At 60.0% G+C, this 15,082-nt stretch carries 14 protein-coding genes; 3 read left to right on the forward strand and 11 right to left on the reverse strand.

Features of this window, described 5'->3' with window-relative positions; genetic code table 11:
• Window positions 1-23: 23 nt before the first annotated feature.
• Together A8O26_RS26860 and A8O26_RS26865 are read left to right on the forward strand one after the other, a co-directional pair.
• Window positions 24-761, forward strand: coding sequence for a TorF family putative porin (locus A8O26_RS26860; protein WP_064120656.1), 738 nt, complete (start codon window positions 24-26; stop codon window positions 759-761).
• 228 nt (window positions 762-989) lie between these two features.
• Entirely contained in the window at window positions 990-2,648 is a 1,659-nt protein-coding gene (locus A8O26_RS26865) for a phosphoethanolamine transferase (RefSeq protein WP_064120657.1), read from the forward strand.
• 128 nt (window positions 2,649-2,776) lie between these two features.
• Here A8O26_RS26865 and A8O26_RS26870 read toward each other — a convergent pair whose 3' ends face one another.
• The 11 genes from A8O26_RS26870 to A8O26_RS26920 all read right to left on the reverse strand — a co-directional run bounded on the left by A8O26_RS26870 (window position 2,777) and on the right by A8O26_RS26920 (window position 13,767).
• The gene (locus A8O26_RS26870; protein WP_064120658.1) at window positions 2,777-3,055 is read right to left on the reverse strand and encodes a DUF971 domain-containing protein; all 279 of its coding nucleotides are present in this window, start codon (window positions 3,053-3,055) and stop codon (window positions 2,777-2,779) included.
• The gene (locus A8O26_RS26875) at window positions 3,052-4,014 is read right to left on the reverse strand and encodes a HEAT repeat domain-containing protein (RefSeq protein WP_064120659.1); all 963 of its coding nucleotides are present in this window, start codon (window positions 4,012-4,014) and stop codon (window positions 3,052-3,054) included. The genes A8O26_RS26870 and A8O26_RS26875 overlap by 4 nt, the downstream gene beginning before the upstream one ends.
• A complete protein-coding gene (locus A8O26_RS26880; RefSeq protein WP_064120660.1) occupies window positions 4,011-4,859 on the reverse strand; it encodes an ABC transporter ATP-binding protein in 849 nt (282 codons plus the stop codon). The genes A8O26_RS26875 and A8O26_RS26880 overlap by 4 nt, the downstream gene beginning before the upstream one ends.
• Window positions 4,859-5,641 (reverse strand): ABC transporter permease, encoded by a 783-nt coding sequence (locus tag A8O26_RS26885; protein ID WP_064120661.1) that lies wholly within the window; start codon window positions 5,639-5,641, stop codon window positions 4,859-4,861. The genes A8O26_RS26880 and A8O26_RS26885 overlap by 1 nt, the downstream gene beginning before the upstream one ends.
• A 299-nt stretch (window positions 5,642-5,940) precedes the next feature.
• Window positions 5,941-7,344 (reverse strand): ABC transporter substrate-binding protein, encoded by a 1,404-nt coding sequence (locus tag A8O26_RS26890; protein ID WP_064120662.1) that lies wholly within the window; start codon window positions 7,342-7,344, stop codon window positions 5,941-5,943.
• A 298-nt stretch (window positions 7,345-7,642) separates the two neighbouring features.
• Window positions 7,643-7,888: a 4Fe-4S dicluster domain-containing protein gene (locus A8O26_RS26895; protein WP_003225615.1), complete on the reverse strand. Its 246-nt coding sequence runs from the start codon at window positions 7,886-7,888 to the stop codon at window positions 7,643-7,645.
• 28 nt (window positions 7,889-7,916) lie between these two features.
• Window positions 7,917-9,647 carry a fumarate reductase/succinate dehydrogenase flavoprotein subunit gene (locus A8O26_RS26900; RefSeq protein WP_064120663.1) on the reverse strand — a complete coding sequence of 577 codons (1,731 nt, stop codon included), beginning with the start codon at window positions 9,645-9,647 and terminating at the stop codon, window positions 7,917-7,919.
• Window positions 9,644-10,396, reverse strand: coding sequence for a GntR family transcriptional regulator (locus A8O26_RS26905; protein ID WP_064120664.1), 753 nt, complete (start codon window positions 10,394-10,396; stop codon window positions 9,644-9,646). The genes A8O26_RS26900 and A8O26_RS26905 overlap by 4 nt, the downstream gene beginning before the upstream one ends.
• A 221-nt stretch (window positions 10,397-10,617) precedes the next feature.
• Entirely contained in the window at window positions 10,618-11,586 is a 969-nt protein-coding gene (locus A8O26_RS26910) for a Gfo/Idh/MocA family protein (RefSeq protein WP_064120665.1), read from the reverse strand.
• 10 nt (window positions 11,587-11,596) lie between these two features.
• Window positions 11,597-12,484, reverse strand: coding sequence for a Dyp-type peroxidase (locus A8O26_RS26915; protein ID WP_064120666.1), 888 nt, complete (start codon window positions 12,482-12,484; stop codon window positions 11,597-11,599).
• Window positions 12,485-12,669: 185 nt separating this feature from the next.
• Window positions 12,670-13,767: an AraC family transcriptional regulator gene (locus A8O26_RS26920; RefSeq protein WP_064120667.1), complete on the reverse strand. Its 1,098-nt coding sequence runs from the start codon at window positions 13,765-13,767 to the stop codon at window positions 12,670-12,672.
• A 211-nt stretch (window positions 13,768-13,978) separates the two neighbouring features.
• Here A8O26_RS26920 and A8O26_RS26925 point away from each other — a divergent pair, with 211 nt between their 5' ends.
• Entirely contained in the window at window positions 13,979-14,926 is a 948-nt protein-coding gene (locus A8O26_RS26925) for a SphA family protein (protein WP_064120668.1), read from the forward strand.
• Window positions 14,927-15,082 lie beyond the last annotated feature (156 nt).

The raw sequence follows: 15,082 nt of genomic DNA on the forward strand, positions 1-15,082 counted from the left end.
TAATCACAACATCGGGACTTCACATGAAAGCCTTGCCCCTGTTCGCCCTGAGTTTCTTGAGCGTACTGCCGTTGAGCAGTTTTGCGATTCCTTTGAACGATGACTTTGCGCTGGTGGTGGACCTGAATCTGGCCAGCGATTACCGCACCCGTGGCATTTCACAAACCCAGAATGACCCTGCCGTGCAGGCCGGTCTGACCCTCGCGCACAGCAGCGGCTTGTACCTCGGCGCCTGGAGTTCCAACGTCGATTTCGGCGGTGGCCTGAAAACCCGGCAGGAAGTCGATTACTACGGCGGCTGGCTGTGGCAGGCGACCGAGGCGGTCAGCCTCGATCTGGGTTACATCAAGTACGCCTACCCCAAGGAAAGCCAGTTCAACCAGAGCGAGGTCTACGGGATTCTCGGCGTGTACGGGGTGAAACTGGCGGCGTATTACTCCAGCGATGCGCCGGGGATCGATAGCAAACAGAGTTCGCTGTACAGCTACATCGGTTATGAAACCGAGTTGCCGTACGACTCAGGATTGAAGTTGCGTTACGGCAATATGGATTTCAAGGATGCGCATTTGTACTCGGCGTCCGGGCAGGCTGAGGACAGTTATCGGGAGTGGGAAGTCAAAGTCACCCACAATCTGGCGGGGGTGGTGTTGGGGTTGAGTTATATCGATACCGATCTGTCGCAAACCCAGTGCCTGAGCAATTGGGGCTTCAAAGACGTCTGCACCGCCACCGTCGTGGCCAGCGTCAGCAAATCCTTCTGAAAAAACGCCGTTCACCTGTGGGAGCGAGCCTGCTCGCGAAAGCGGTGGAACAGTCGCCATCAATCTTGACTGACACATCGCCTTCGCGAGCAGGCTCGCTCCCACAGTTTTGATTGGGTGAGCCAGCTCGGTAGTTGTTACAGGATGTTTACGAATTTTTTACTAATGTTCTTCTACAGTTACCCGCGCAACCGCGTGGTTTTCTATTCATGTAGAGGAATGTTTGACATGGCTTTGGGCAACGGACTGCGTTTACCGTCCATCACTCCTACCCGACTGGTGCTGCTGTTTTCCCTGGCGCTGGTGGCGTTGTACAACCTGGCGACCTGGAAGGCGCTGGGCACGCTGATCACCCTGCAAGGCGCGCAAAAAGTGGCGTTTTTCGCCTCGTTCGGGCTGTTTCTTTGGGCGGCGATCACCCTGCTGCTGACCCTGGTATCGTTCCGCTGGATACTGAAACCGGTACTCACCGTGGTCGCCCTGCTCTCGGCGTGCGCCGCGTATTTCATGAACGAATACGGCATCACCATCGACACGGTGATGATCCAGAACGTCTTCGAAACCAATCCCGCCGAAGCCACCGCGCTGTTCAACGGCAAACTGCTGGCTTACCTGCTGTTGCTCGGCGTGTTGCCAGCGGCATTGATCTGGCGCTGGCCGGTGAGTTATCGGCCGTTCTTTCGTGGTTTGCTCAACAAGATTCTGGTGATCGTCGCCTGTGTGCTGGTGATCGCCGCGTCGGTGGGCGCGTTTTATTCGACCTACGCGCCGATCTTTCGCGAAGAAGACAAGCTGACCCACTTCATCAACCCGACCAACTACATCTACGCGATCAGCAAATACAGCAAACAACGCCTGGGCATCAAAAAGCACTTTGTGGTGCAGGCCATCGGCGAAGACGCGGTGATGAGCGCCAAGGCAGCGAGCCGCGAGAAGAAATCGCTGATGGTGTTTGTGGTCGGTGAAACCGCGCGCGCCGATCACTTCTCGCTGAACGGCTATGAACGCGAGACCAATCCGGAACTGAGCAAACTCGACATCCTCAATTTCACTCAGGTGCATTCCTGCGGCACGTCGACGGCGGTCTCGGTGCCGTGCATGTTCTCGATGTTCCCGCGTGAGGATTACAGCGACAAGAAAGGCAAAACCTACGAGGGCCTGCTCGACATCCTCCAGCGTGCCGGCGTGCAAGTGCTGTGGCTGGACAATAACAGCGACTGCAAAGGCACCTGCCTGCGCGTGCCCAATCGCGATATTTCGAAGAAACAGCCAGGGCCATTCTGCGACGGCAACAACTGCCTCGACGAGGCGCTGCTGGCCGATCTGCAAAGCTACATCGACAGCCTCAAGGGCCACGCGATCATCGTCCTGCATGCGGACGGCAGCCACGGCCCGGAATACTACGAGCGCTATCCGAAAGACATGGAGCGCTTCAAACCGATTTGCCACACCAACCAGTTGGGCAGTTGCAGCCGCGATGAACTGGTCAACGTCTACGACAACACCATTCTCTACACCGACCATTTCCTCGCCAAGGTCATCGAATTGCTAAAACGCAATCAAGCCACCCTGGATACCTCGATGCTGTACGTCTCCGATCACGGCGAATCGCTGGGTGAGAACGGTTTGTACCTGCACGCGGCGCCGTATGCGCTGGCGCCGGAAGCGCAGACGCATGTGCCGATGGTGATGTGGTTTGGCGCCGGCACGCTGGCGAGTGAAGGGATTGATCGTGGGTGTCTGCAAGGCAAGACCGGGCAGGCGGATTTGAGCCACGACAACCTGTTTCATTCGGTGCTGGGGTTGTTTGAGGTGAAGACGTCGGTGTATGAGCCGGGGCTGGATATTTTTCATGGGTGCCGGCCTTCAATGACGGCCGCCCAATAAGCGAAAAGACACTGCAAAACCCTGTGGGAGCGAGCTTGCTCGCGAATACGGTAGGCCGGTCAAAACTGATGTCGACAGGTCCACCGCTTTCGCGAGCAAGCTCGCTCCCACAGTTGATTTTGGTGAACCTAAGAGCTGAGGTTTGCCAGATAGGCCCACGGGTAGATGCCGCGTTGGTGGCCGTCACTGAAGACCAGTTGCACGCCGTAGCCCTGGGGGTTGAGTTCGATCAGGCGCACGCGGTCATCGACCATGGGCGTCAGGCCTTTGAGGCGAAACGCGCGGCATTGCGAGCACGGGCACTGGCGGCGCAGTTCGGCGTGATTGAGCAGGGTTTCACGGCCATCCGGCCAGTTCAGGCGTAACGTCTGCTCGCTCTGCGAATTGCTCACCGACAGCGGGTTCATTGCAGCTGACTCAGGGCGATACGCACGGCTTTGCGCACTTCCGGGTCGCCGTCGTCCTGCGCGGCCTGCAACGCGGCCACGGCGCCGCGATCATTCAACTCGCCCAAGGCCAGCGCGGCCTCTTTGCGCAGGTTGCTGATGCGATGGTCGAGGGTGTCGATCAGCGCGTCCAGTGCCGGGGCAAATTGCAAACGACCGAGACTGCGGGTGGCGCGCAGGCGCACTTGCCAGTAGTCGTCGCTCAAGGCTTCAACCAGCGCTGAGCCCGCGTCAATGTGGCCGACCTTGCCCAGGGTTGTCGCGGCTTCTTCGCGCACTTGCCAGGCGTTGTCCTGCAAGGCCTGGCGCAGGGCTGGCAGGACTTCGGCGCTGGAGGCCAGGCCCAGGGCTCCGGTGGCAGCGCGGCGCACTTCGGTGTCCGGGTCGGCGCTGGCCAATCGCGCCAGGGCTGGCAAAGCGTCGAGTTGTTTGAGCCAGCCGAGCACGCCGACCGCTTCACGGCGAACGCTGGCGTCGGCATCGTTCAATGCCGCGACGGCGGCCGGCGCAGCATCGGCGAAACGCAGTTCACGCAAGGCGCGGAATGCGGCGATGCGCACGCTGACGTCGGCGTGATTCGTCCACGGCAGAATCACCCGCCCCGCTGCTTCAGTCTTGAGCAGACTCAAGCTCTGCGCGGCGGCGGCTTGCACGGCGGGCGACGGATCAGTCAGCGCCTCGCACAAGGCCTGCACGACCTCAGCATCTTCCCAGGCCTCCAGCAACCGCGCGGCTTCGGCGCGGACTTCCTCGGCGGGATCCTGGCCGAGGCGATCGACCAGCCAGAGCAAGCCATCCGGCTCTTCGAGATCGGCCAGATCGATCAGCGCAATACGTCGCACACCAGCATCTTCAGCAGTCAGGCGCGGTTGCAGGGTAAGGATTTCATCGTTATCGGTGACAGCAAAAATAGAGGTCATAGGGCAAATCGCGGCAAAGGGTTTTCAGGAGGCAGACCGAGCGGATTGAGGCGCGGCAGCGGTCGGTCATCGTCGTGACGCAACAGGTCGAGGCAGTGGCGCTTGAGGCGCGAGAACTCAGGGCTGGTGACCAGCTCGCTGGTGCGTGGCCGGGCGAAATCCAGACGCAAATCTTCGATGATTCGCCCCGGCCTCGCGCTCATCACCAGCAAGCGATCGGCGAGGAACAGCGCCTCGTCGATGTCATGGGTAACGAAGACTACGGTGGTGCGGATCCGCGTCCAGATGTCCAGCAGCAGTTCCTGCATGTTCAGCCGGGTCAAGGCATCTAGCGCGCCGAACGGCTCATCCATCAGCAACAGGCGCGGGCGATTGACCAGCACTCGGGCGATTTCCACCCGTTGCTGCATGCCGCCGGAAAGTTGATCGGGCCAGCGTTCGGCGAAGCCTTCGAGGCCGACCAGTTTGAGGATATCGTCGGCGGCGCGATGACGTTCGGCCTTGCCGATGCCACGCATTTTCAGGCCGAAGGCGACGTTGTCACGCACCGTGCGCCAGGGAAACAGCGTGTGGTGCTGGAACACCATGCCGCGCTGCGGTGACGGACCGGACACCGCCGCGCCATCGACTTTCAGGCTGCCGGCATGCGCGTTCAGATGCCCGGCCAAGGCACCGAGCAAGGTCGACTTGCCGCAACCGGACGGACCAAGAATGCACACGAACTGGCCCGGTTCGATCTGGCAATCGAGTTCCCGTACCGCTTCGAACGCTTCCCGCCCTGCGCCGAGGACGATGGATAGTTGGCGGATGTCGATCCGCCCTTCCGGGGTTTGCATCATGCTCATCAGGCTTTTCCTCGCGGTCGATGCCAGGGCGTGAACAGCCCGCCGAGGCGTTTGATCAGCAGACTGCTGCCCATGCCCAACACACCGATCAGCAGCATGCCGACCACGATGTCGGCATAGTTCTGAATCGTGTAGGACTCCCAGGTGTAGTAACCGATACCGAACTGGCCGGAGATCATTTCCGCCGTGACGAGACAGAACCACGAGGTGCCCATGCCGATCGCCAGACCCGTGATGATGCTTGGCGCGGCGCCGGGCAGGATCACCTCCAGCAGAATCGCGCGGCGCCCTGCCCCGAGGCTTTTCGCTGAGGCGATCAGGCGCGGGTCGACGCCTTCGACGCCGTGCACGGTGTTGAGCAGGATCGGGAACAGCGCGCCGGTGAAGGTGATGAAGACCATCGACAGTTCGGAGGACGGGAACATCAGGATCGCCAGCGGGATCCACGCGACGGCGGGGATTGGGCGCAGGACTTCCAGGGGGGGCAGCAGCAGGTCTTCGGCCCATTTCGAGCGGCCGATGGCCAGACCGAGGGCGATGCCGATGAGCAATGCGCCGAGGTAACCGGCGAAGACGCGGCTGAGGCTGGCGGTCAGGTGTTGCAAGAGCTTGCCGGAGTCGCCCAAACCGAGTGCGGCTTCGATGACGGCCAAAGGGGTGGGCACGTTGGCGAAGGTGATGAGGCCGAGGTTCCAGTGGTGGCTGGCGGCGAGTTGCCAGAACAGCAGGCAGAGCAGCAGTGAGGCGGCTCTTGATGTCCAGCGTAGGGTGGGTGAATTCATGGATCGGGTTTCCGGTTATGGATCTGTGTGGTGGCTGATATTTTCCCCCCTCACCCCAGCCCTCTCCCCCCAAGGGGGGCGAGGGAGAAAGGGAGCCAATCTTCGTTGCTTGCAAACCTGAGTTCGGCCAGAAAGGGAGCCGATCTTCATGCCTTTCAAAACCTGAGTTCGGCTCGATAGCGTCTTTTCAAAACCTGAGTTCAACTCGGTATTTCAAGTCGGCGTACCTCGCCCAAACACCGCGATCAGTCCCCTCTCCCTCCGGGAGAGGGCTAGGGTGAGGGGCTCTTGATCTGTTTTTATCGCGCAGCGACGGATTGGGTAGTGGCATCAGTAAAATCAAAAACCTTGCCGCCCTGCGCCGAGGCATATTGCTGGGCCTGACCCTTAAGCAAAAACGCACTCAACCGTCCCTTGCCATCACTGGCAAACCAAGCCTGCTCCGCGAGCAACTTGATCCCGCTATCACTGGCCTGTGCATACACGGCACGGACGTTTTTGCCTTCCTGCTTCAAAGCAGCCAGCGCAGTAAAGGCTGCTTCCGCCGACGCGTACTGGCGCACCTTGTCCTCGCCCCGCACCCAAATCTCGGCAACATGGCTAACGTCAGTAATCGCTTTGCCCGTCGCCGCATCCGTAGCCTTCAACGGCGTCTGCGCGTAATTGGCCAATTGCGCCGTGTAATCCAGATTCGATGCCTTGAACGCCGCACGGATGTATTGATCGTCAATGAAGTTGTTCAGATCGAGCCCGCGATCAGCCTTCTTCAGCAACTTCAACGTATCGATAGCCGTGCCGACCGCCTGGCGATATTCCAGCTTCCAGCTCAGGTCGCGGGTCTGCACGCCGAGCGGACCGTGGAACAGGTAATTCACCTCAGCATCGACACCGGTGACTTTGGCGATCAGCTCGCTGTACTTCTCAGGCTCGGCGGCGAGCAGTTGATTGGCCTCAATACTGGCGCGCAGATAAGCGACGACAATCTCTGGGTATTTCTTCGCATACGCCTGATCGACCAGCGCACCGTGGAACGTCGGCGCATTGGCCTGGGCGCCATCGTAAATCTTGCGGGCGAAACCACGGCTCGGGAACAGTTCGGCGAACGGCACGAAATCGGCGTGAGCGTCGATCTTGCCGGCCTGTAGCGCAGAGCCTGCGACTTCCGGTGGCTGGGCGATGATGTTGACGTCCTTGAGCGGATCCCAGCCCTGCGCCGCCACGGCACGCAGCAACATGCCGTGCGCGGTAGAAGCGAATGGCACAGAAATGGTCTTGCCCTTGAGTTCGCTCAGCGCCTGCACGCCCGACGCGCTCGGCACAACGATGCCATTACCGCTGCCCTTGATGCTGCCCGACAGCACGCTGATGAACAGGCTGTGTTTGCCGGCGGTTTCGAACGCGACACCATTGAACGCACCGGGGAAATCGGCCATGGCGCCGAAGTCGAGTTTGCCGGCGACCATCTCGTTGGTCAGCGGTGCGCCGCTGGTGAAGTTCTTCCACTGCACGTCGTACTTGGCGTCTTTGTAGGCGCCGTCGTGGGGCAGGTATTTGTCGAGCAGACCGAGTTCACGAATCAACAAGCCGCCGGCGGCGCAGTTGATGGTGGTGTCCTGGGTGCCGATGGCGATGCGGATGGTTTCGGCCGAGGCCGAGACGGTAAACGAAGCCAGTACCAGACCGGCGATTGCTGCACGCAACATGGTTGTTTCCCCTCGAATCATTTATTTGAGTTCGTCTCCGCCGCGATCAGGGCGCGGTGGGAAACGAGGGGTGTTTTTCAATTCAGCGTCCGGGGTTTTCCGGATGGCTTTGGGTTGTCTGGGGTGGCCTCTTCGCGAGCAAGCTCGCTCCCACAGGATTTCTGGCGTATTCAATTTGTGCAGTAACTCGATCCACTGTGGGAGCGAGCTTGCTCGCGAAAGCGGCGTATCAGTCGACATCATTACGCAATGACCCACCGCATTCGCGAGCAGGCTCGCTCCCACAGTGGTCCGGGTTTCAACGCAGGAGATAGGGGATGTCGACCTTGACGGCACCCGTCGGGCAATCCTTCTCGCACGGCATGCAGTACCAGCATTCATCGAACGCCATGTAGGCCTTCTGCGTCGCCGGGTTGATCGCCAGCAAGTCCATCGGGCAAACGTCGACACACACGGTGCAGCCCTTTTCGGCGATGCATTTGTCCTCGTCCACGGTGACGGGGGCGTTGGAGCGAAAGAAGATTTCCTGAGCTTGATAGGCCATGGTTCGGACTCTTTGATTTATTGATGTATCAAGCGGCAAAAGCGCCGACCCGCAAGCGGTCGTACGCCTGCATTTCCTCGGCATCGAGCGGGATGATGTAGGGCTCGACGGCTTTCTTGAAACTGGTCATCTGGCCGTCATCGCCCTTCTTCAGATGACAATGGCAAAACCACTCGCTGTCGTTGCGTTGCGGGTGATCGACGCGATAGTGGTACAGGCCCCAGCGGCTTTCGGCGCGGAACAACGAGGCGCGCGCGGCCATTTCGGCGCAGTCGCGAATCACGCTGGTTTCCATCGCGCGCATCAGTTCGTGGGCGTTGTTGGCCTTCATCTGCTCGAGATCGCGTTCGATGTCGCTGAAACGTTGCAGGCCGATCTGCATTTTTTTGGTGACTTTCGGCGGTTGCAGGTAATCGTTGACGAAGCGTCGCAGTTTGTACTCGACCTGTGCCGGCGGCAGACCGTGTTCGCGATCCAGTGGTGCGTAGACCCGGGCTTTTTCCTTTTCGATCTGCTCGCCATCCAGCTCGGTGAACTCGCGTCCGGCGACAAAGTCCGCCGCGTTGTGCCCGGCGAACCAGCCATAGGTGAACGCACCGAGCATGTAGTTGTGCGGCACGGCAGCCATGTCACCCGCCGAGTACAAACCTTTCACCGAGGTCTCGGCGCGCTCGTTGACCCACACACCGGAAGCTGAGTGACCGCTGCAAAAACCGATTTCGGAGATGTGCATTTCGACCATTTGCGTGCGGTAATCGGTGCCACGATTGGCGTGGAACTGGCCGCGACTCGGGCGCTCGTTGCTGTGCAGAATTTCCTCGATGTTCTGGATGGTTTCCTCGGCCAGGTGATCGAGTTTGAGGAACACCGGACCGTTGCCGCTCTCCAGTTCCTGGTGGAATTCCCACATCATCTGCCCGCTCCAGTAGTCGCACTCGATGAAGCGTTCGCCCTTGTTGTTGGCGGTATAGCCGCCCAGCGGGCCGGTGACATAGGCGCAGGCCGGGCCGTTGTAATCCTTGATCAGCGGGTTGATCTGGAAGCATTCGAGGTTGGCCAGTTCAGCGCCGGCGTGATAGGCCATCGCGTAGCCGTCACCAGCATTGGTCGGGTTTTCGTAGGTGCCCATCAAGTAACCCGACGATGGCAGGCCGAGTCGTCCGGCGGCGCCGCAGGCAAGGATCACCGCTTTGGCTTTGATCACATGAAAGTCGGCGGTGCGGCAGTCGAAGCCCATCACCCCGTTGACGGTGCCCTCCTCGTCGGTCAGCAACCGCGTGCACACGAGGCGATTGGTGATGCTCACCCGCGCACGTTTCAACTGGCGATAGAGGACTTTTTTGATGTCGTGCCCTTCCGGCATCGGCAGCACGTAGGCGCCCATGTGGTGGACTTTTTTTACTGCGTAATCGCCGGTTTCGTCCTTCTCGAACTTCACGCCCCAACGGTCGAGCTGTTCGATGGTTTCGAAGCTGTGGGTCGCGTAGGCGTAAACGGCGGCTTGATTGACGATGCCATCGTTGGCGATGGTGATTTCCTTGGTGTACTGCTCCGGCGTCGAGTGGCCGGGGATGATCGCGTTGTTCAGGCCGTCCATGCCCATACTGATCGCGCCGCTGCGTTTGACGTTGGCCTTGTCGACCAGCAACACGCGCAGATCGCGGTTCTTTTCTTTGGCCTTGATTGCGGCCATCGGCCCGGCGGTGCCGCCGCCGATGACGACGATGTCGTATTCCTGTTCGAGAACGTTGCGGGTCATGCCTGCTCCTCTTTTTGCCGGTCGATCCGCAGGCGGTACTGGAACGCATCGCCACGGTAGTAAAGGTGTTCGAAGTCCAGCGGCTGGCCCTGCGCGTCGTGAGTCAAACGCTCGATGCGCATGATCGGCGAGCCGGCTTCGACGTTCAGCGCCTGGGTCAGGTCGCTGTCGGCCAGCACCGCGTCGATGGCCAGATCGGCGTGACCGAGGGCGATGCCGCAGTCGTTTTCGAGGATCAGGAAGATGTCGCGGGTGACCAGATCGGCCTTCTCCAGGCGCTCGCCGACGGCTTTGGGCAGGTAAGTGATTTCCAGCGAGATCGGCTCACGGTTGATCAGCCGCACACGTTTGATCTGCGCCACGGTTTCGCCTTCGGCAACTTGTAAACGTTCGGCGACGCGCTTGTCGGCCGGGATGAATTTGAAGCTGCGCAGGCGGTTGATCACCTCGTAGCCACGCCCGGTCATGGACTCGGCGAGGCCTTGCAGGCTGCTGACGTTCTGGAAGGTTTTCGGCTTGGCGACGAAGGTGCCTTTGCCGTGGATCTTGAAGATCAGCCCTTCCTTTTGCAGATCGCCCAAGGCTTGGCGCACGGTGATGCGGCTGACTTTGAACAACGCGCCGAGTTCGCTTTCGGAGGGCATCTGGCTGTCTTGCGGGTATTCGCCGTCGAGAATGCGCGCGCGGAGGACGTCGCGCAGTTGGGTGTGCAGCGGGACGCTACTGAGGGAGAGAACGTTATCGGTCATCACGGGATCGCTTGTTATAACGAGTTATGACGTGATCTTAGGGTTGTTATGACAAGGTTGAGAAATATTGTTTGGGCATAACCTTAGATGCAGGACACACGCGATTCCCTGTGGGAGCGAGCTTGCTCGCGAAGGCGGTGTATCAGTCACCAAATTATTGACTGACAGGACGCTTTCGCGAGCAAGCTCGCTCCCACAGGGGACGGTGTACGCATGGAGGATTAGTGGCGTTTGAGAATCTGATCCATGACCCAATCGGTCTTGAGCGCTTGCTCGGCGACGGCGGGATGTTGTGAATCGCCACGAATGTGAGCGTTCATGCCCAGCACGTGATGCCACTGAATGTGTTGGTGATGGGGGATTTCCAGGCTAATGATTTCATCGGCATGCAATTGCACGGGATGCTCATCAAACACGGAAAAACTGATCCGCCCGAGGCTGCCGATGATCTCGACCCGATCCTCACGCCGATCCGCGACAAAGCTCCAGCAGCCCATGCCCAGCGCGCCGGAGGCGAACCGCCAACTGGCGCTGACGGCATCTTCCGCCGCATACAACCCGGCCTGACGCGCGGTGAATCCGGCGACTTCGACGATGTCGCCGAGCAGGTACTGGAACAGGTCGAAGCCATGGCTGGCGAGGTCGGCAAAGTAGCCGCCACCGGCCACCGCCGGATCGGTGCGCCAGTTATTGCTGCCGTCCAGATCCACCGCTGACGGCGCTTTGGTCAGGGTCCAGCTCAAATGCCGGACATCACCGATGCGCCGCTCCTGCAACCACTGCCGCACCTGCGCAAAACGCGGCAACGAACGGCGGTAGTAGGAAACGAACAGGTGGGCACCCGCCTCGGCAAACGCCTGCTGCATGTCGCGGCTTTGCCCGGCATTCAGCGCCATGGGTTTTTCCACGCAGCAATGTTTGCCGGCGGCGGCGACTTTCAGGCTGTAGGCGTGGTGGCTGTCGGGCGGCGTGGCGATGTACACCGCGTCCACCTCGGGATCGTTGATCAGTGCATCGACGTCGGTGTAGACGCGGGCGATGCCGTGGCGCGCGGCGTAGTCGGTCACGGCCTCCAGGCGTCGGCCCATCACCGCCACCAGCGCCGAACCGGGCGTCTTGTAGAAGGCCGGCCCGCTCTTGCGTTCAGCGACGCTGCCACAACCGATCATGCCCCAGCGCACCACGTCCATATCTCTTCCTTTAGCCGATGCGCAGAGCGCGCAGATCGAGGTGACCGTCCTTCAGCGGCGGGCACCAGTAGTAGCCGCCAGTGATCGGGCGGCTGATGCGATAGAGGCCATCGGTGATGCCGTCTTCCAGGCCGCTCATGCGCCGCAGTTGCGCTTCGAAAGCGTCCAGGGAGAAGCCGAAAGCGAGGAACATCAAACCGGCGCGATCACCTTCGATCCACGGCATCGAGCGGCGCACGACGAACGCCTCAGGCGCGAAGCTTTCCTGCGCGGTGCGTTTGACGTGGGCGGAGACTGGCGCGTCGTCGATCTCTTCGTTGTCGCTGAGGCGACGGCCCATGATGTTGTCTTTGTCGTCGGCCGAGAGTGTGTGGAAACCCTTGAGGTCGTGCTGCCACTGCTGGATCGCGGCGAAGCTGCCACCGACCATGCCGTCCGTGCCGGCACTTTGCAGGGCAGCAGCGATGGCCGCTTCGTCGTGCGGGTTTTCGGTGCCGTCTTCGTAACCGGTCAGGTCGTGGCCGTCCTTGTGGCGGAAGGCTTCCTGCATCTCGACCAGGCGCAGCGCTGGCGCCAGAGCGGCTTCGAGGGCGTTACAACGGTTGAGCAGTTCACCCCGGTCGACGCCGTGCAGCCATACCCACAGCGCGTGCTGGGTCGACGGGTTTTCCACGCCAACGCCAGTCATCGCCGGGAAGCTGCGCAGGCCGTCGATCTGCACGTTGAGGGCCTTGGCCAGGGATTCGCCGAAACCGACCACCGCCGACTTGCCATCCACCTGATTGATCAGGTTGTCGATCGCCTGCGGCAGGGCTTCAACCGATTCAAGGGCGAAAAACAGGTGACGTGCTTGCGCAGGAACTGGGGTGGCGAGAATGCCCGGCTGGTAGTAACTCATGTGAACTCCTTGGGAAAGTGCGCGGGAGTTTACCTGTGGCCGGAGGATTTGTGGGGGTTTGGATGGAAAGTCAAAAGCCCCTCACCCTAGCCCTCTCCCGGAGGGAGAGGGAACTGATTCGGGGATATTGAAGAGCTACGCCGACTTGAAAGTGCTGTACCGAATCCATAATCGACAAAAATCTTTCAGGTCGATGCATGACACAAGACACCGCGGTCGGCCCCCTCTCCCTCCGGGAGAGGGCTGGGGTGAGGGTTAGCGTCATTACGCCAAGCACTCGGGCTCATCCCCGTCCAGCGCTTGAACGCCCGGCGAAAACTGCGCACATCGCTGTAGCCGACTTCCTCGGTAATCCGCTCGATCGGCATATCAGGATTGCCCAGCAAACTCATCGTCCGCGCCTGCCGCACCTGCTCCAGCAACGCTTCAAACGTCAACGCATGCTCGGTCAAGCGCCGGCGCAATGTGCGACTGCTCATGTTCAAATCGCCGGCAATCTTTTCAATGTGACTGCCACTGCTCAGATCCCTGGCAATTGCCCGTTCCACGGCCTGAATCAGATCGAGTTTCTGATGCACCTGCGCCGCTTCCAGCTCCAGCAATGCAACCGCCTGACGCAACGCCAAAGCATGGTGATTGGGCAGATTCACGTCCAGCCACTGCACGTCGATCAGCATGCGATTGTGCAGACAGCCGAAGCGCACCTCCGGCCCCAGCAAGCGCTGATATTCACTGAGATAGTCCGGCGCGGCATGCATGAATTCCACGGCAATCGGCTTGAAATCAGCCCCCGCCAACGCTCGGCCATACACCAGCAAACTGGCGAAAAACTCCTCGACCGCGAACACCTGCACATCGGCAAACGGCAAGCGGCACTCGGCATCGAGATGCAGTTGCTCGCCAACCACATCGACGCTGGACACCACAATCCCGCCAGAGGTGTGTTGATGACGGATGCCCAAGGCAAAAGCATCGCGCAGGGTTTTGCACAACGACAGCACGTGCCCGAGCAAACCGAGTGTGCCAAGCACATTCTGTGCACCCACCCACAGGCCAAGGCCCTGATTGGGCAGCGCCTTGAGCGCGCGTTGAATCATTGCCACCGCCTGACGGTAGGAAATCCGTTGCGTCGGATCCTGCAGGTCTTCGAGGGTGAAACCCAGCCCACGGCACAGGCTTTCTGGCTCGATGCCTTTGTTCTGCGCGACTTCAGCGAGGGTTTGCAAAAGAAACGGCGAGACCAGCGCCAATTCAAAGGTCGGGTCTTGGACTTTTACGTTCATGGGGGCTGACATTCCGGATCACGCTTGATTGTTATTTTTGTAACCGGTTATGTCGAAGGAAGTTAGCACAGGGTTGGCCGACTGTCCGCAGAAGTCCCCCTAACTGTCCGCCAATACCCTGCCCCGCCGGGCGCCAAGCGCTTATTTCTATAGTGCCGGGCGTGCTGCGTGCCGGCGCTGCGGCCAAAACACAATAATAATGAGGACGGATATGCACCCGAACCGCGCGACATTGCCCCTGCGCCTGACCCTTTCCTTGCTGGGCTGCGCCGTGACCGTACCGGCGCTGGCCACCGAAGCCGGCGTCGACAACATCGGCCCCGGCACCGACGGTTTCTTCATGCTGCCGCTGGAAGTCGACAGCCTTCCGGAGAACATGGTCGCGTTCAACCTCTACTACAACCATTACAAATCGACCAAGCTCAACATCAGCTCCTTGGGGGGCAAGGTGCCGAATGTCGAAATCGAATCCACCGCGGTGATTCCGCGTCTCGATTATTTAAGCCCCGTGCGCGTGTTCGGCGGACGCCTGGCCGGTTACATCGCCCAGCCGTGGTTGAAGCAGGAAGTCTCGGTGTTCGGCTTGAGCGACACCCGCGAAGGCATGGGCGATACCACCGTCGCGCCGATCATTCTGTGGGACATGGGCAAAAACCTGACCCTCGGCGCCGCTGTTGAAATTACCGTACCCACTGGCGAATACAGCGTCGATCGGCTGGCCAACACCAGCAACAATTTCTACACCTACAAGCCGCTGTTCTCCTTCACTTGGTTACCGACGGACAAGACCGAAGTCTCGATGAAGACCACCTACAGCTTCAACGAGAAGAACAAGGACACCGACTACAAATCGGGACAGATTTTCCACTTCGACTATTCAGCCAGCTACAAGATCACCGACGACCTGATGCTCGGCGTCAACGGCTATTTCCTCCAACAAACCACCGACGACAAACAGTTCGGCCACACCGTGCAGTTCGCCGGGCAGGACGTCGATGATGGTGTGCGTGGCAAGGTGTTCGCGATTGGCCCGGCGCTGCACTTCACCTTTCTCAAGTACGCCAGCGCGGAGATTCGCTGGGCCAAGGAGTTTGATGTGGAGAACCGGCCGGAAGGTGAAATGCTTTGGGCGAAGGTGAGTATTCCCTATGCGTTCTGAGTGCATTTGTAGGAAAGCGCACCTGGATTTGTAGCCTGAAAACCTGAAAACCGCATGGGTGGAATACGCCTACAGCGGCGGTCGAGATTACCGGACAACGGGGGGAAACGTCTGGCAGATTTAAAGGGGGCGCTTGCAGATACTGGGCTCCGTTAT

The organism is Pseudomonas fluorescens (assembly GCF_001648775.1).
Classification (GTDB): domain Bacteria; phylum Pseudomonadota; class Gammaproteobacteria; order Pseudomonadales; family Pseudomonadaceae; genus Aquipseudomonas; species Aquipseudomonas fluorescens_M.